This is a genomic window from Paenibacillus pabuli, from assembly GCF_039831995.1.
Taxonomy (GTDB): Bacteria; Bacillota; Bacilli; order Paenibacillales; family Paenibacillaceae; genus Paenibacillus; species Paenibacillus pabuli_C.
Genome location: NZ_JBDOIO010000004.1, coordinates 174,590 through 190,171, shown reverse-complemented (window position 1 = coordinate 190,171; position 15,582 = coordinate 174,590). Strand labels below are relative to the sequence as shown.

Sequence of the window (15,582 nt, the reverse complement as noted above, 5' to 3'; positions counted from 1 at the left end):
ACCTTCACGTTCATCCTGTAAACAGGATAATTACTCACTCGTTGTTCAGTTTTCAAAGATCAAACTTGACTCTTGTGATCCTCTTTTTTCGTCATCCGCATTTTCAGCGGCGACTTAAATAATGTATCACATTCTGTACCTTTTCGTCAAGAACTTTTTTTTGATTCTTTTTTAAATCATTTTGTTCTTCACTTGTTCCTCACGAGTCTTTTACGATAAGCCCGTTTGGGGAACGAAATATAATGTATCACATTCCATAAGTGAGAGTCAACCTGTTTTTATTAATTTATTAAACAAACAAAAAAGGAAGGTTTCCCCTCCTTTTGCCTAACCATATCAATGGGCTAGCGGGCCATGTTCAGGCTTCAATCCAATATCGGATTTCCCGCCCCTCGCCTCCTATCAGGGACGGCCAACCGGCCGATTCCTTTATAATAGAACGAAATACCAGTTTCCGCAGGATTAACGGGAGATCTTCTCCTACAAATTTTAATTGTGGATGATGAATCAGTTCGTCTACGCTCCATGCTTCCTTCCGGCTTCTAATTACCCGTAGAAGTAATTCCGAGCAATCCCCCATTTTGGACATGACCGAAAATTCACAGGCAAGAAGAACAAGCTCCACCCGTTGCTCCAGCGTCTCCGAGCTTACCGTCAGCTCCTGGTAGAGCTTCCAGAGTGCCCGGTCCAAATTCTGCACATGGGTCCAGACAGCATGGTCCGGATACACTCCCTGCTCAATCAACACAATCCTGGCCCAGTTACCCAGAGCCTCCAGTACGCTGTAATAAGCATCTACTACATGTCCCTCCTGGATGTGTCGCTTGGCCTCCACATACATTCTAAGAAAGCTTGCGAATTCATGCAGCAGCTTTTGTTCCCGTAATTCCATTCCAAAGGCGGATAACTCTTTCCTGAGGTCACTTAAAGCACCGTCTGATTCCCAGATGATCTCGCCCTCAATCAAGCATTGCATGAGATTGTTATTATCGCCAGTTATTACACTGCTCTGCAGTTGATGGCGTCCCGCGTAAATCATTTGATATCGCAGATCACCATAACGGTAATGCCCAACCTTCGATATAATCTGATCCGTATCACAGACAATGAGAACAAGCAATTCGAAATCCTGAATCAGGGAGCCGTGGAATCGCTCACCCGGATGGGAATAAGCGATAGCCCCAACTGCCCCCGACTCTTCCGACTGTCCGGACAAAAAAGCTAGGTTCATTAATTCCACGATTCCCTCCATACAATTCATGGCAGTTAAGCGCCAAGTCAGTTATAATGTAATTCTACAAGCAGACTGAAGTTTCCTTCTTTTCCAGGTCCGATACTACTCATACGATAGGAGCATTTTTCATGATTTTTAAATCAGCTAAAATTAATGCTTTTCGCACTTGGGGATTGTTGCTCACCATGCTAGGCATGGGGCTAATGGTACTGGGAACTGCCGGAATCGTGTTTTGGGGGCATGCAGGCAAGGTGTTTGCAGCCGTGGGACTCGTCATTGGACTCGTTGCCATGATGGCTAGTCTGGCCATCTACTTCTGGGCTGGAATGCTGTCTACGAGCGCTGTCCAAGTGGATTGCCCTGAATGCGGTAAATTGACCAAAATGCTCGGCAAGACGGATCGTTGTATGTTCTGTCATACCATCCTCACTCTGGATCCCAATCAAGCGAACACAAACCGCCCTCATCTGAAAGCGCCTTCTCCATCAGTTTCTGATACGGATCACCGTATTAGTCCAAAAGGCTAGCGTCACTCACTCACTTCTCCATCTATCATCAATGAGTAAACAACAAAAAGGCCCGGTATCTTGACCGAGCCTTTTGCGTTTTTTCAGACAATGAATCGATTCATATATAAAATGATAAGTTCAGTAAGCGATTTTTTCTAACGACTCACCTGTTGTAATGTCTTCCATGCGGATGCGTTGGCAAAACTACGATTCCATGCAGCTACACCACCCAGTTTAAGTGATTCAATGAGTTCTACACGGGCCTGTAAGGAAACAGCATCCTCTATCCAGATCTTTTTGGTTGCCCCGTCTACAGCAAATTCCACATAGTTCTGACCACTTTCCGGATCCAACACAGGTTTAAGCTTCTTCTCCTTGATCAAATCAGCAACGGTATCCATACCGACCGCTTTCGAAGATACTTTAACCTCGCCCTGCTCGTCTTTTTCCTCTGTCCAGATTCGTGTATACAGTGGAACAGACATGATCAATTTGTTTGAAGGCACTTCATCTTCTTCAAGAATTTTTCTCATAGAGGCCTCTGTCCAAGGCAGAGAAGCGACGGAACCAGCCTTGGGACTGGCAGCCCAGTGCTCGTCATAGGCCATAACCATCATATAATCGACAAAGGAACCAAGTGAACGTCGATCCAGAAAAGCGGACCACATTTCACTATTGGATTTTGGAGTTACATCAATGGAGAGCATAAGTCCATGTATACGTGCCACTGCCTTAATCTCACGAACAAATTGAGTAATATTGGGTCCATCATCGGTATACACGTTCTCAAAGTCAATATTAATGCCATCCAATTGATACGTCTGTGCGTATTCCAGCATCTGTTCGATGATATGCGTGCGGGTCTCGTAGGAGGCTACCGCTTCTTTTGTAATACCCGGATCGAAGCTGTTATCCATCAGTCCCCATACTTCCATTCCGGAACGGTGAGCCCAGTTAACGTACGCTTTATCGGCTTTGCTCTTCACGTTGCCCTGGCCGTCCGTAATATGGAACCACGTTGGGCTGACCACATTAACACCCGGCATCTTGCCTATTGAACCGACATCTGGCTGGCGGTTGTATACCGCCTCCCACACTAGATTTACCGTTTTACTCTGCCACTTCTTCTCTGCTGCAGTCAGAGTGAATTTGGGCTTGTCCAGCTCCTTTTTCTCAGTAAGGGATACGTATTGATTATCCACGTAACCGGCATAGCCGTTATCCAGCTGAACAAAACTCTGCTCAGCACCCGTCTGCCATACCCGTACCCGGGCGTTCTGTTCCATATCCGCAATAATCGGGGAAGACTCTCCCCCACGTTTGTACAAAGGAATGGTTTTATCCGCTTTGGATGACAAGGTGTCAATCTCCGCATATTGAATGGTGTCTCCTCCACGCATCAACAATACTGCACCCGTAGTCGTATCTTCCTCTACGGCTATCCCGTAGACTTCCTTCAAGGGTTTAAGGGGGATGTATGCCTCTCCTCCAATAACCTCAGGCTCAACTGGCATCGGATAATCCTTATGATTAAGCTCAGCCTTGGTGCTGCCTTCCTTCATATGAAGGACACGTTGCGGAGTCGCAATAATAATATCCCCCGTGTCCGCTTCGTAACGTATGCCCGGATCAATGGCCTCCTGCAGTACGTTCACAGGCAGCTTAAGCTGTTCCCCTGTTCCCGAAGCTTCGCCATCCATCAACTGACCATCCACAAAAACAGGCTGATTCATTCCGATCCAATCGGGGTCTTCGTGAACTTGGTTCAGCCAAACATTCGTTATAAACCAGTAAGCCCCCCCTGCAATAAGGCAAGCTCCCAAAAAACCAGGCCAAAACGAGCGCCTCTTCTTCTGTCGTGTATATCTGCTTTTTCTACTCAAACGCCTACCTCCGTTAATCATGCTGAATCATGAAGATATAATTGCCGCGTGAAAATCATGCATGTATTCCTTTGCCCTAAAAAAACAAAAAACGTGTAGAATCCAAACTGAATTCTGCACGCTAATATTGTAATTCAACTCTCTTAATCCCTGCAACTTTTACAAACACCATAAACTTCCAACCGGTGTCCGTGGACTTCAAATCCGGTACTTGATTCCGCCTGGAGCTCAACGCTTTTGAGCGAAGGATAACTGAAATCTTCAATTTTACCGCATTTATCACAAATGACATGGTAATGATCCGTCACATTGGCATCGAAGCGGCTGGAGTTATCTCCGTATGTCAATTCCCGGACCATGCCGGCCTCCAGAAACATCTTCAAATTGTTATATACAGTCGCCACGCTCATACTGGGAAATTGGGGTTCAAGCGCACGGTAAATTTCATCGGCAGTCGGATGCCCCATGGATTCCATCAGATAATTCAATATGGCATGGCGCTGGGGTGTAATACGGACACCGGTCGTTTTCAGATGCTCCAACGCATGTTGGACACGTGTTGCCATAAAACCCACCGCCTTACCTTTCATTCTCCTGAAGTAACAAGACTCATTATCATCTTATTCAACAGAGTTGATTCTTGACAAGGAACAGGACTTTTAATCTTTCCTGCCGTGTAACCTTGCCATATATTATTTTATTGTACGGCGATTGTAAGTTTATTGTCAACGCGGCAGTTACCGAACTTCAGACGTATTGTCCTGGGAATTCTCCCCGTTACCTTGGTTCTGCTCCGAATCGTCATCTGTGTCTTCCGGGTTAGAAGTGTTCGCATCAGCCGAAGGTACATCCGGGTTTCGATTAATGGTAAGGTCGCTGTTCCCTTCGATTTTAACCGTATATTCTCCTTCGCCAAGCTGGCCTTCAATCGTTTTATTTTGCACTGTAAACGGCAGGTCCGTCTTCAGATCACCATAACTGCTGGACCCGCTCAGACTGTAATCCCCCTGATGAGGCAATAAAATGCTGATTGCACCAACAGCACTGTATACATCCCAATCCCCACCTACTTTGGAGGAAACGATGCTGATGCTGCCATTCAGGGATTGAGCCCTGATCGCAAGGTTTGCGCCATCCAGCGTAATATTTCCGTTCCGTGTTTCAGCGGTAAATTCACCGATTGAATCCGTAATGCTAATGCTTCCTACCTGTGTCGTCAGATCTACATCCCCTGAAACTCCGCGTGCTTTCATATCTCCCCGGTTACTATCCAGATCGACATTCCCCATCGCATTGGCTACAATGACATCGCCATTCAACGTTTTGCCCGTAATGTCACCTACCGCATTCGTAATCCGGATACGTCCATTCCCCGTTTCAGCCAAAATGGTGCTAATTGCCTCTGGCCGATTTAGTAATATGGCTCCGTTGGATGTGCGAATGTCCAGATTAAATCGCCGGTCATCCGGAATCGTAATCGTCATATTCATTCGTGGCTGTGTTTTATCGTTTTCTCCGTAAGTCTTGCCCGTTGCCGTTATGTGAATAACCTTAGTACCATCCGTTTCAACAAATGATGCATCTGCCACGGCCTTTGCTTCTACTTCGGTTGTCTTATCTACCCATACTACAGTTCGTACCTCAATCTCTTCCGTATCTCCGCGCTGTACCGAGATGTCCCCATTAACCCCCTGTACGACAAGATCGGAAGTATTCATACCAACAGGCACACGGATCGTACCCTTGTCTTGCATGTACCCCGCTGCCTGGCTATAGTCCATGGAGGCTGCTCCCAGATTAAGGCTCACCCTGTTCCACAAGTGCATGTAGTGGTCCTGCTCTGTCACAATAAATACGGCAGCCGTTAGCACGAGGGAAGCCAGAATGCCTTTCGCATCCGGCCTGAAACGCATCTTCACTTTCTCATCCTGCAGCTCATCTGCTGATGTCTTTTTCTTGCTGCGCGTCCACAGAAATAACAGTATGTATTCCACACCCAATGCGATAAGCAGCAATGGCCACCAGTCGACCATTTCATATACGTAGTCAGTTCCCCACCGTTTATCCAAAATCAACAGCACACCGACCGCTACGATTAAGGCGGCAGCCGTATAGCGACCGACCCGGACTTTACGGTTCATCACTTTCCCTCCTCAACCCTTCTGATCTAGACTTTCTTTTTGCGCAGCATAACCCAAATCTCACGTCCGAACAGGATCAGCCCTACAATAATCAGCAAACCTGCAAAAACATATCCTCCATATAGAGCGAGCATTTCCTGAAACCAGCGAGGTTTGCGGAAGAACATAACCATCAGTCCGCCACCCACAATAAGCAGCAGTCCAAACGAAACCCCTCGCTCCCACACCATAAAGGCTTCACCTACAGCCCGCTCGTTCATTAGAGGCTTGTCCATATTTCCATGAGTTGCAGCTCTACGCCTCCGCATCATGACCCAATCCGCGGATTGCAGTACATCGAATACATTGTAAAAGTAGATCACCGGAATGAACAAAGCGAGCAAAATTAAAAGGGGCACGTTAATCTGTATGCCAATAGACGAAAAATACAAAAGTGCCGACAGATCGAGCAGTACAAGCAGCATGAAAGTCAGACCTCTCATATACAGCCGCAAATAGATATGACCCAGACCAGGAATGATCGCACTCAATAATCCGGCAATAAATTTATGTGTCCGATTTCGGAGCGGCTTGCTTTTGGCCGTTTGTCCTTTTTTCCCGGAAGGATGTTTTCTTTTCATGACTTGCTCCTTTCTTATGAAATAGCATTCCCGCTCTTCATGCATTTGGTTAGATAGTACCCTAAAGAGCCCGGAGAGTAACTGGAAGAAATATGGATATGACCAAAAACCCTCCGGCACAGCAGGCCTGTGAAGGGTTTTTATTGATTCATTCAATAGATACTTTGGTCACATGGTCCCATTGTCTTAGCTTGGTTACCAGCTGCACTGTATTGAGTTCATGCGGGACATGCACGTGGAGTACAATCTCAATCTTTCGTTCAACCGAAATGACTTCGGCAAAAGCCAGATCCTGCTCATTGACTGTGATTTTGCGTATTTTAATCTTCTCTTGCTCCATGAATGAAGACACCTGTTCCAGGAAGCCAGGTTCAGACAAAGTATGCAGTGTGACGACATGCAGCTTGTTTCCTCGTATATACCTGAGCTCCAGCTTGTTGAACACCCACAGGTTGAGCAGTACCAGAACCGTAGATACGATGGAGGCAAAAAAGAACCCTGCGCCCGCGGCCAGTCCAATGGCTGCTACAACCCAGATCGAAGCCGCAGTGGTGAGTCCTGTAATGGACTTTCCGGTAAACAGAATCGTACCCGCTCCCAGGAAGCCGACACCCGTAATAACCGCTGTAGCCAGACGGGCGGGATCAATCCGCACATTTAATTCATTGGCAAAATCTTTAAAACCATAAACAGACAACATCATGATCAGTGCAGACCCGAGACAGACCAGAATGTGGGTACGCAGACCAGCAGCATGATTGGAACGTTCACGCTCCAGACCTACAAGTCCTCCAAGCAGCATGGCTAGTAATAAACGTAATAAAATGTGCCACTCATCGATAAACCAAGGATTGCCCAAAACTGGTATTCCTCCTTCAAAAAATTCACATGATTAATGTTTATTCTTATGAAATGTCGTTAATTCCACACCTGGTGCAATCTGTGTAACCTCCACGGGTATAAAACCGAATTTGGTATATAAATTGACAGCCGGTTGGTTCAGTGTACCTGTTGATACAATATACCGCGGAAGATCCGGATACTGCTCGAACACATGTCTCATCAATGCGGCTGCAATTCCTTTGCGAAAATGCTCAGGGTGGACCATCATGCGTGTTATCGTCAATGTGTCCTTCTCTTCCTCCGCCACTGCAACGGCACCCACGAGTTCTTCGTCATCATCCAGACAACCGTAAAAAGTCTCTCCGCAGCTTTGCAGGGATTCGATCGTATCCATTAAAGGCGGAATTTCCTGAAAACCGATCATCTCCGCTTCCAGGCGATAAGCTACATGCTGAAGCCGCCATAGCTGTCCTGTCGTCTCCAGATCATTTAATGACAGTAATTGAATCTTCATCTCCGTCCTCATCTCCTTCGTACGCAACTGAATTCGATTACACGTGTACATGTTTACCTGATGTGTTTGCCTATAAAAAAGAAAAGAGGCTGTCACAGGGACGAGCCTCCTTCTGTCCGGCCTCACCGGATGGATTAGCGGTTCAGTACATCTGCAAGCAGTTGATTAACCAGACCCGGATTAGCCTTGCCTTTACTTTCTTTCATAACCTGGCCAACCAGGAAGCCGATTGCTTTCTGTTTTCCTGCCTTGTAGTCTTCCACGGATTGAGGATTGTTTGCAACAACCTGTTCTACAATCGCAAGAATGGCACCTTCGTCACTGATTTGCACAAGACCTTTTTCCTCAACGATCTGCTGTGGAAGCTTGCCGCTCTCCAACATTTCCTTAAAGACCGTTTTGGCGATTTTGCTGCTGATCGTGCCTTTCTCCAGCAATCCGATCATCTCACCGAGCCCCTGACCCGTCAGAGGCACCTGAGACAATTCCAGGTTGCTGTTGTTCAGATAACCAAGCAGGTCGCCCATAATCCAGTTGGATACGGCTTTGGCATCCTGCGTATATTTCAGGCTGTCTTCAAAAAGATCAGCAACTGCTTTGGATGAGGTAATCACCTCTGCATCATAATTCGGCAATCCGTAATCAGCGGTATAACGTGCTTTGCGCTCGTCAGGAAGCTCCGGAATTGAAGCTTTGATCCGCTCCTTCCAGGCTGCATCAATATGCAGCTTGACCAGATCCGGATCCGGGAAATAGCGGTAGTCATGCGCTTGCTCTTTGCCGCGCATCGTCAGCGTTTTTCCTTGCGCCTCATCCCAGCGACGCGTCTCCTGAACCACTTCACCGCCGTCATCCAAAATTTCAGCCTGACGGAACTGCTCATATTCCAAGCCGCGCTGAACGCCACGGAAGGAGTTCATGTTTTTCAGCTCTGCTCTTGTTCCCAGCTTCTCCTGCCCATGCGGACGCAAACTGATGTTGGCGTCACAACGCAGGGAGCCTTCTTCCATCTTCACGTCCGACACATCGCAGTACTGCATGATCGCACGCAATTTTTCCAGATAAGCACGAGCTTCTTCCGGAGAAGAAATTTCCGGTTCGGATACAATCTCTACCAGAGGTGTACCCACACGGTTGAAGTCAACCAATGAAGCATAGCCGCCATCAACGTGAGTAAGCTTACCGGCATCCTCTTCCAGGTGAAGACGGGTAATGCCGATTCGTTTTGTTTCTCCGTTTACTTCAATGTCAATCCACCCGTTCTCACCGATCGGTTGATCGAATTGTGAGATCTGGTAGGCTTTCGGAGAATCCGGATAGAAATAGTTTTTACGATCGAATTTGCTGACATCAGCAATGGTACAGTTGAGGGCCATCGCTGCTTTCATGGCGTAATCCACAGCCTGACGGTTCAGTACGGGCAATACGCCCGGATGTCCGAGACAGACGGGACAAGTATGGGTATTCGGTGGTGCTCCAAAGGCCGTGGAACAGCCGCAAAAGATTTTGGAGTTTGTATGCAACTCCACATGGACTTCTAGTCCAATGACCGTTTCATATTTAGATGCAGACATTTCAATATTCCTCCGTTCCGGGCAGTCTACAGCTGCGGACGCTGCTTGTGGAATTCCGTATTTTGTTCAAACGCATGCGCAACGCGCAGTACAGTCGTTTCATCAAAGGCCTTACCAATAATTTGCATGCCGACAGGCAATCCATCCGAGAAGCCGCATGGGATGCTAACTGCAGGTACGCCTGCGAGACTGACCGGAATGGTCAGGATGTCATTGAGATACATGGTGAGTGGATCATCCACCTGAGAACCCAGTTTGAATGCGGTTGTAGGCGCAGTTGGTCCGATAATGACATCATATTTGGCAAATACGTCATCGAAATCCTGTTTGATCAATGTACGTACTTTTTGGGCTTTCAGGTAATAGGCATCATAGTAACCGGAGCTGAGCGCATATGTCCCGAGCATGATACGACGTTTCACTTCCGGACCGAAGCCTTGGCTGCGGGATTGGTGGTACAGATCAAGCAGGTTGTCCGGGTTATCTGCACGCACGCCATAACGCACGCCGTCAAACCGGGCCAGGTTGGATGAAGCCTCTGAAGAAGCCAATAGATAATACGTAGCCACCGCATATTCGGTATGTGGAAGGGATACTTCTTCCCAAGTGGCGCCGAGTCCCTCAAGCACTTTCAAGGCAGAGAGAATGGTCTCTTTGACTTGCGGATCAACACCTTCTCCAATGTATTCCTTCGGTACGGCAATGCGCAGACCTTTGACATCACCTGTCAGTCCGCTTAAATAGTCCGGAATCTCCACTTTTGCAGATGTCGAATCTTTCGCGTCATAGCCGGCGATCGCTTGCAGTACATATGCAGAATCTTCAACATTTTTCGTCAGAGGTCCGATCTGATCCAATGAGGATGCAAATGCAACCAATCCAAAACGCGAAACGAGTCCATACGTCGGTTTCATGCCGACAACGCCGCAATACGAAGCTGGCTGTCTAATGGAACCGCCCGTGTCTGATCCAAGCGTAAAGTACGCTTCTCCTGCAGCCACTGCAGCCGCAGAACCACCACTGGAACCACCCGGAACTCGATCCAGAGCCCATGGGTTTCGCACAGGATAAAAACTTGAATTTTCATTCGAACCGCCCATGGCAAATTCATCCATGTTCAGTTTACCGATCGTCACCGTATCTGCGGCTCTCAGCTTTTCGACAACGGTTGCATCATAGACTGGGTCGAAGTTGCGCAAAAACTGGCTGCCACATGTCGTGCGCAGTCCGTTCGTAACGATGTTGTCCTTAATTCCCACCGGCAATCCAAAAAGCAAACCTTTCTCCTCACCACTGACGAGCCGATCATCCAGCTGACGTGCGCGAGAACGGGCCTGTTCCTCATCCAGCGCAAGATATGCCTTCACTTTGTCTTCGCGTGCACTAATGTTCTGATATGCTTGGTCCACCAGGTCGCTGACCGATAATTCTTTGGCGTGCAGCTTGTTATGTAACTCAGGCAATGATTGTTCAAATAAACTCACGGTATTTCGTCCTCCTTCCGGTTTATCCGTTATTCCATTACAGCAGGCACTTTAAACTGCCCGTCTTCTTCTTCCGGTGCATTGCGCATCACCTGTTCAATTGACAGGCTTTCCTTCGTTTCATCTTCACGCATCACATTGCTGACGTGCAGAACGTGAGTCGTTGGCTCAATGTTCTCTGTATCCAGCTCATTCAGCTTCTCTGCATATTTTAAAATCGCGTTCAGCTGTCCTGTAAGTGTCTGTTCTTCTTCAGAAGTCAAATTGAGCCGGGCCAGCTTGGCCACATGCTGAACGTCATTATTCGAAATACTCATTTCCGGATGCCTCCTTCATTTCGTTCAACTTCCCGAAACTGCCTGAAACGAATCGTTCGTTTAACGGGCTAAAGTCCCAAGATAACTTTTTTCATTATAGGGGAGATGGTTCGACAATTCAATGCAAATGACCTGACTTGTCTAATAAGCAAAATAACCCCATTCCACGGAGTTCATGCAATAATCAAAAAAGAGCCGGCATCAGCCGACTCTCTAGATCCTAAATCCATGCACGCAGATTAACCTGCTTTATAAAATCCGCCTGTGACATAACATCGTTCGCGGTTTCCTCTTCCTCTTCCACAGCTTGAACCTCTCCGTTCATCAAATGATGAAACAGTTTCTCGTTGTGTGTCGCAAGGGCGTAATCTATCAACGCTTCTCGCTCGACCCGCTCAGCTTCCTGCTTCAGCAGAACCTCTTCCAGATCGACGTCGCCGGATGGAACAAAAAAGTTCCTGTTCACCTGCGGCACTCGAAGCACGTAATCGAACGCATTGTCCGGATTCCGGTCATAAGCGATGATGAAACCATATTCCCCCACAGGAAGATTCTGCTCAAACGCATCCGCGACGATGACAACCTTTTCTCCTAATCGCAGCATCGTCTAACCTCCTGGTAGTCTATCTTTCATATTTATTTGTATAGTCTACTAGAAAAGAATAACGATGTCTACGATTACTAGAATTAAACAACATATTTGTGCAAAATCCTTTTTTTATCAATAGAACGTTGTTCGTCCATTATAAAGGCTAGGACCGTCTGCGACTTGATCGAATAACCACGAACCAATATACAATAAGTGGTGTCGGGAATCCGGTGATCCCCCATAATCCCCATAACCAGGGGAAACGTCCGCGTTTTCGTGCATCCTGAAAAATCCATGTCCCCTGCACGAACAAAAGAATTGCAATCAAAATCAGCCAGATCGGAGAAATCTCATCCAACGAATAATGCATATTATTCATGAGGAGCTTCCTCCTTCCGATGTTTGCCTGCCCATATCATTGCTGCTGTCACCGCTGCCGCTACACCAATGGCCTGGATACCCAAATAAAGAGCTGGAGCAGACAGGAACAGCAATGCCCCAGAAGCAATAACCATCAGCCCGACAACCCAGAACAAAATCATTTCGATCAGGTTCTTACGACGATTGATTCGTCTTCGCTCCCTGACCTGCACTTCCAGCGAGGCTAATGAAGGTATACTCACAGGCTCATATGCATCATCCAGCACTTTCATCTGCTGCTGCAGTCGTTCCAGGAGCTCTTGATCATCTTGTTCATCCGTCCTGCTCATGCTTATCCCAACTCCTTTCTCAATTGACGAAGGCCATAGGCCGTTCGCGATTTCGCCGTTCCGGCTGGAATACCAAGCATTTCCCCAATCTCATCATAGCCATAACCATAATAGTGCTTCAATAGAACAGCAACACGATGTTCCGGCGTTAATCTTGTCATGGCGTCCATAACATCCGTCCATTCTTCATTCCGGCTCTCAAACTGCCATCGGAATCGTCTAATGGCCTCACTACGGATCATGTCCAACCAGCCATTTTCTCTTTTCTTGCGCCTTGTCTTGTCAATATAGATGCGTGTAGCAATGGTAATCATCCATGATGAAAAGGCAGACGAACCGTCATAACGGTGAATGTTCTCCATGCATCGGATCATCGTATCCTGAACTGTTTCTTCAGCAGCGTTTGGATCCATCGTAACCTTGACTAGATATTTGTACACGAAAGCATAATGACGTTGAAGCAGTGCCGCCAGCGCACGATCATCTCCTTCTGCTGCCCTGCGGACCTCTTCCAGTTCGGCTGCTTCCATCTGACTCATCACCTGCTTCCCGTTCATTCTTGTGTTAATACGACAGTCTCTGCAAAAACGTTCAAATGAATCACAAAAAAATCTGAAGCCGACAATTTCCCGGGCAATCAGACTTCATTCCGGTATTCCTGCAGCTTGTCGAACCAGGGCTGGTTGCGGGCTCCGCTGCTCAGAACTCGATTTCTCCATATATTTTGCTGCTGTTCAAAAGGTTCATTCATTGCCTTGCTTCTGTAGGTATGTAATTGAGGAAGCTCTGTCGCTAATTCAAGCTTGCCCTTATCCATCACGCGGCAGGTCTCTTCAATTGATGAATACTTGGCACGCTGTACAAAAGGTATAACTCGCTTCTTCTCCACTTCTTATTCCTCGCTCTCCTGTTCCTCATGCTTCATAAATTCATTTCTACGTTCTAAGGTTCAATACCATGCACTTGCTAATTAAAACCAAAAGCTATCTGACATTACATTGACTCTTCTTATGTAAGTTGTATCTGGATGATTCTTCACTTGCAAATGTTGCTGAAAACAAAAAAAGAACGCAAACCGGGTATAGACCACAGTCTGCGTGCTTCGCAAGTTAGGGTACTGCTATTCAAAGCTTCAGTTAGATGATGCCTTAACGCTTGTAACAACTAATTGCTATTCTAATGAAAAATTTGTCACTTGTCCAGACTTTCTTCACTTTAATGTCGATCATCTTGCGGAAACGTAAGGATTATTTTGCTTCTCATAACCGATGGTTGTTTTCGGGCCATGGCCAGGGTATACCTTTACTTCATTAGCAAAGGTATACAGCTTATTTTGAATGGAATCGATCAAGTCCCGTTCCCGTCCACCCGTCAGATCCGTTCTCCCTACACCCATACGGAACAGAACGTCTCCTGCAAACAAGTCATCACCACACAGCAAGCTTACACTGCCTGGGGAATGTCCCGGTGTATGATATACCTTAAATGTATGTCCAACAAAATGGAGGGTCTGTCCTTCATCCATCGCATATTCCGCAGGATCTGTCGAAAGAGGCGGTGAAGCCTGCGGCCAGTTCAATGATCCATTCAGTTTGGGAGAGGTGAGCCAGTCACTCTCCAAATCATGCAAATAGACTGGGCAACCTTTCAATTTGCGGATTTCGTCCACACCGCCCATATGATCAAAATGAGCATGTGTCAGCAAAATCGCTTCAATTTCCAGGTCTTGAATGGCTTTTAGCAGCGAACCCGGGTTCATGCCCGGATCAATGATAACGGCTTTGCCCGGGTCTTCACCTTGCAACAGATATGCATTCGTCTGGAGCGGACCGAGTGTAAATGTACGAATGTTAAGCATCTTGGATTAGTAACCCGAAATCAGTTCACGCAGCTCACGGATAATGACTGCATGCGATTCCGTTCCTTCCCCATAGCGTTTACCGATTTCCTGACGTACTACAGCCATCTTCTCCTGATAGTCAGCTGCATCGCGATCCGGATTTTGGCGTTTAAATTCAACCATGACTTCCTGTACATGCTGAGGACGCGGTCCCCATTGGCCCAGCACATGTCCGCCCGTATCGGCAAAAATAACGATAGGTACGGAGCGACCGCCCATCGTAAGGAATTCATCCATCACTTCAGGATGATTTTCCATAATAAGAACTTCGGTTGGAATGCCCGAGATCTCCAGTGCCTGGAATACGACAGGTATGTTGCGAACAACATCTCCACACCAGTCAGCAGCCAAAATCAAAACGCGCAAATCATCGCGGTGATTCAAGCTCTCGAAAAACTCGCGATCCTCTTCGCTTGACCATGTGAAGCTGTCATAGTTTGCCTGAAATTCGCTTTGGTTCTTGGTCATGCTCTCAATGAATTCCTTCGGCGGCAGACCTTTACCGAATTTGTGAGACAAGTTTGGTTTACCCATAACTAGACACTTCCTCTCTTTTTTCGAACATTCATCCATTTAATAAGCACATAAATAATCATAAGTGCGAGTGCAACGAGCAAAATCGGCATAATGTAAGGTGCTGCTTTCTCGTCAATATGTTCCCATTGGTCTCCGAGTACCATCCCTAAATATATAAACAATGCAGTCCAAGGTATAACAGCAAGTGTTGTCAGCAGAATGAACCTGCCTGTATGCATTTTAGATATGCCTGCAGGAATCGAGATGGCATGACGCACAACCGGAACAAAACGCGCCGTGAAAATGACACCTGTACCATACTTGCGAAACCACTCCTCGGAATGGTCGATGTGTTTTTTCTGGATCAGTATGTATTTTCCGTAACGTTCAAGTACCGGTCTGCCGCCATAACGGCCAATCCAGTAAATAAAGAGCTGGGCTATCACACCGCCCACTGTACCGAATATCATTGCACCTAAGAAATTGATATTGCCCTGTGAAACGAGAAATCCTCCATATGCCAGCACAATTTCACTGGGGATGACTTCGAGCATTAACCCCAGCATAATCCCAAAGTATCCAAGGCTCTGAATCCAGTCGAACAATTGACCGACAATGTTATGAATAACGTCCATCTCGACCCTCTTTCTTCATCCTGATTGGCGGTGCTCCGCAGCACCATGGATGTTCGTCCCTATTTTAGCACAGGGCTGCAGTTTGTTGCTACTTCCCCGAACCGGGTTAGTGT

At 47.0% G+C, this 15,582-nt stretch carries 19 protein-coding genes; 1 reads left to right on the top strand and 18 read right to left on the bottom strand.

Going from position 1 to position 15,582, the window contains the following annotated elements; genetic code table 11:
• Nucleotides 1–358: 358 nt before the first annotated feature.
• A complete protein-coding gene (locus tag ABGV42_RS20405) occupies nucleotides 359–1,231 on the bottom strand; it encodes a nucleotidyltransferase-like protein (RefSeq protein ID WP_347384441.1) in 873 nt (290 codons plus the stop codon).
• Nucleotides 1,232–1,362: 131 nt separating this feature from the next.
• Here ABGV42_RS20405 and ABGV42_RS20400 point away from each other — a divergent pair, with 131 nt between their 5' ends.
• The gene (locus tag ABGV42_RS20400) at nucleotides 1,363–1,761 is read left to right on the top strand and encodes a DUF2614 family zinc ribbon-containing protein (RefSeq protein WP_347383446.1); all 399 of its coding nucleotides are present in this window, start codon (nucleotides 1,363–1,365) and stop codon (nucleotides 1,759–1,761) included.
• Nucleotides 1,762–1,898: 137 nt separating this feature from the next.
• Here ABGV42_RS20400 and ABGV42_RS20395 read toward each other — a convergent pair whose 3' ends face one another.
• The 17 genes from ABGV42_RS20395 to ABGV42_RS20315 all read right to left on the bottom strand — a co-directional run bounded on the left by ABGV42_RS20395 (nucleotide 1,899) and on the right by ABGV42_RS20315 (nucleotide 15,469).
• Nucleotides 1,899–3,647 (bottom strand): glycosyl hydrolase family 18 protein, encoded by a 1,749-nt coding sequence (locus ABGV42_RS20395; protein ID WP_347383445.1) that lies wholly within the window; start codon nucleotides 3,645–3,647, stop codon nucleotides 1,899–1,901.
• A 122-nt stretch (nucleotides 3,648–3,769) separates the two neighbouring features.
• Nucleotides 3,770–4,192 (bottom strand): peroxide-responsive transcriptional repressor PerR, encoded by a 423-nt coding sequence (gene perR, locus ABGV42_RS20390; protein ID WP_024631328.1) that lies wholly within the window; start codon nucleotides 4,190–4,192, stop codon nucleotides 3,770–3,772.
• Nucleotides 4,193–4,363: 171 nt separating this feature from the next.
• The gene (locus ABGV42_RS20385) at nucleotides 4,364–5,767 is read right to left on the bottom strand and encodes a DUF4097 family beta strand repeat-containing protein (protein ID WP_347383444.1); all 1,404 of its coding nucleotides are present in this window, start codon (nucleotides 5,765–5,767) and stop codon (nucleotides 4,364–4,366) included.
• Nucleotides 5,768–5,793: 26 nt separating this feature from the next.
• Nucleotides 5,794–6,387 carry a hypothetical protein gene (locus ABGV42_RS20380; protein WP_347383443.1) on the bottom strand — a complete coding sequence of 198 codons (594 nt, stop codon included), beginning with the start codon at nucleotides 6,385–6,387 and terminating at the stop codon, nucleotides 5,794–5,796.
• 148 nt (nucleotides 6,388–6,535) lie between these two features.
• Nucleotides 6,536–7,246, bottom strand: a complete 711-nt coding sequence (locus ABGV42_RS20375) for an MgtC/SapB family protein (RefSeq protein ID WP_347383442.1) — start codon at nucleotides 7,244–7,246, stop codon at nucleotides 6,536–6,538.
• 33 nt (nucleotides 7,247–7,279) lie between these two features.
• Nucleotides 7,280–7,744 carry a GNAT family N-acetyltransferase gene (locus ABGV42_RS20370; protein WP_347383441.1) on the bottom strand — a complete coding sequence of 155 codons (465 nt, stop codon included), beginning with the start codon at nucleotides 7,742–7,744 and terminating at the stop codon, nucleotides 7,280–7,282.
• Nucleotides 7,745–7,878: 134 nt separating this feature from the next.
• Nucleotides 7,879–9,318, bottom strand: coding sequence for an Asp-tRNA(Asn)/Glu-tRNA(Gln) amidotransferase subunit GatB (gene gatB, locus ABGV42_RS20365; protein WP_095292521.1), 1,440 nt, complete (start codon nucleotides 9,316–9,318; stop codon nucleotides 7,879–7,881).
• Nucleotides 9,319–9,344: 26 nt separating this feature from the next.
• Nucleotides 9,345–10,802, bottom strand: a complete 1,458-nt coding sequence (gene gatA, locus ABGV42_RS20360; protein WP_095292518.1) for an Asp-tRNA(Asn)/Glu-tRNA(Gln) amidotransferase subunit GatA — start codon at nucleotides 10,800–10,802, stop codon at nucleotides 9,345–9,347.
• Between the two features lie 29 nt (nucleotides 10,803–10,831).
• On the bottom strand, nucleotides 10,832–11,119 hold the full coding sequence (gatC, locus tag ABGV42_RS20355; protein WP_175395353.1) for an Asp-tRNA(Asn)/Glu-tRNA(Gln) amidotransferase subunit GatC: 288 nt from the start codon (nucleotides 11,117–11,119) through the stop codon (nucleotides 10,832–10,834).
• A 220-nt stretch (nucleotides 11,120–11,339) separates the two neighbouring features.
• Nucleotides 11,340–11,723 (bottom strand): ATPase, encoded by a 384-nt coding sequence (locus tag ABGV42_RS20350; RefSeq protein ID WP_347383440.1) that lies wholly within the window; start codon nucleotides 11,721–11,723, stop codon nucleotides 11,340–11,342.
• A gap of 148 nt (nucleotides 11,724–11,871) precedes the next feature.
• Nucleotides 11,872–12,087 carry a hypothetical protein gene (locus ABGV42_RS20345; protein WP_347383439.1) on the bottom strand — a complete coding sequence of 72 codons (216 nt, stop codon included), beginning with the start codon at nucleotides 12,085–12,087 and terminating at the stop codon, nucleotides 11,872–11,874.
• Entirely contained in the window at nucleotides 12,080–12,418 is a 339-nt protein-coding gene (locus ABGV42_RS20340) for a YxlC family protein (protein ID WP_347383438.1), read from the bottom strand. The genes ABGV42_RS20345 and ABGV42_RS20340 overlap by 8 nt, the downstream gene beginning before the upstream one ends.
• A 2-nt stretch (nucleotides 12,419–12,420) precedes the next feature.
• On the bottom strand, nucleotides 12,421–12,957 hold the full coding sequence (gene sigY / locus ABGV42_RS20335) for an RNA polymerase sigma factor SigY (RefSeq protein ID WP_347383437.1): 537 nt from the start codon (nucleotides 12,955–12,957) through the stop codon (nucleotides 12,421–12,423).
• Nucleotides 12,958–13,055: 98 nt separating this feature from the next.
• Nucleotides 13,056–13,307: a hypothetical protein gene (locus tag ABGV42_RS20330; RefSeq protein ID WP_347383436.1), complete on the bottom strand. Its 252-nt coding sequence runs from the start codon at nucleotides 13,305–13,307 to the stop codon at nucleotides 13,056–13,058.
• A 336-nt stretch (nucleotides 13,308–13,643) separates the two neighbouring features.
• Nucleotides 13,644–14,276: an MBL fold metallo-hydrolase gene (locus tag ABGV42_RS20325; protein WP_347383435.1), complete on the bottom strand. Its 633-nt coding sequence runs from the start codon at nucleotides 14,274–14,276 to the stop codon at nucleotides 13,644–13,646.
• A gap of 6 nt (nucleotides 14,277–14,282) precedes the next feature.
• A complete protein-coding gene (locus tag ABGV42_RS20320; protein WP_347383434.1) occupies nucleotides 14,283–14,852 on the bottom strand; it encodes a thioredoxin family protein in 570 nt (189 codons plus the stop codon).
• Nucleotides 14,853–14,854: 2 nt separating this feature from the next.
• The gene (locus ABGV42_RS20315; RefSeq protein WP_347383433.1) at nucleotides 14,855–15,469 is read right to left on the bottom strand and encodes a DedA family protein; all 615 of its coding nucleotides are present in this window, start codon (nucleotides 15,467–15,469) and stop codon (nucleotides 14,855–14,857) included.
• Between the last annotated feature and the right edge of the window lie 113 nt (nucleotides 15,470–15,582).

Excerpts from the sequence above, each read along its gene's own strand:
- ABGV42_RS20325 (WP_347383435.1), bottom strand. The coding sequence starts at position 14,276 with ATGCTTAACATTCGTACATTTACACTCGGTCCGCTCCAGACGAATGCA.
- ABGV42_RS20380 (WP_347383443.1), bottom strand. The coding sequence starts at position 6,387 with ATGAAAAGAAAACATCCTTCCGGGAAAAAAGGACAAACGGCCAAAAGC.
- ABGV42_RS20370 (WP_347383441.1), bottom strand. The coding sequence starts at position 7,744 with ATGAAGATTCAATTACTGTCATTAAATGATCTGGAGACGACAGGACAG.
- ABGV42_RS20400 (WP_347383446.1), top strand. The coding sequence starts at position 1,363 with ATGATTTTTAAATCAGCTAAAATTAATGCTTTTCGCACTTGGGGATTG.
- perR (WP_024631328.1), bottom strand. The coding sequence starts at position 4,192 with ATGGCAACACGTGTCCAACATGCGTTGGAGCATCTGAAAACGACCGGT.
- ABGV42_RS20340 (WP_347383438.1), bottom strand. The coding sequence starts at position 12,418 with ATGAGCAGGACGGATGAACAAGATGATCAAGAGCTCCTGGAACGACTG.
- gatB (WP_095292521.1), bottom strand. The coding sequence starts at position 9,318 with ATGTCTGCATCTAAATATGAAACGGTCATTGGACTAGAAGTCCATGTG.
- ABGV42_RS20395 (WP_347383445.1), bottom strand. The coding sequence starts at position 3,647 with ATGATTAACGGAGGTAGGCGTTTGAGTAGAAAAAGCAGATATACACGA.
- ABGV42_RS20385 (WP_347383444.1), bottom strand. The coding sequence starts at position 5,767 with ATGAACCGTAAAGTCCGGGTCGGTCGCTATACGGCTGCCGCCTTAATC.
- gatC (WP_175395353.1), bottom strand. The coding sequence starts at position 11,119 with ATGAGTATTTCGAATAATGACGTTCAGCATGTGGCCAAGCTGGCCCGG.
- ABGV42_RS20320 (WP_347383434.1), bottom strand. The coding sequence starts at position 14,852 with ATGGGTAAACCAAACTTGTCTCACAAATTCGGTAAAGGTCTGCCGCCG.
- ABGV42_RS20315 (WP_347383433.1), bottom strand. The coding sequence starts at position 15,469 with ATGGACGTTATTCATAACATTGTCGGTCAATTGTTCGACTGGATTCAG.
- ABGV42_RS20345 (WP_347383439.1), bottom strand. The coding sequence starts at position 12,087 with ATGAATAATATGCATTATTCGTTGGATGAGATTTCTCCGATCTGGCTG.
- sigY (WP_347383437.1), bottom strand. The coding sequence starts at position 12,957 with ATGAGTCAGATGGAAGCAGCCGAACTGGAAGAGGTCCGCAGGGCAGCA.
- ABGV42_RS20405 (WP_347384441.1), bottom strand. The coding sequence starts at position 1,231 with ATGAACCTAGCTTTTTTGTCCGGACAGTCGGAAGAGTCGGGGGCAGTT.
- ABGV42_RS20350 (WP_347383440.1), bottom strand. The coding sequence starts at position 11,723 with ATGCTGCGATTAGGAGAAAAGGTTGTCATCGTCGCGGATGCGTTTGAG.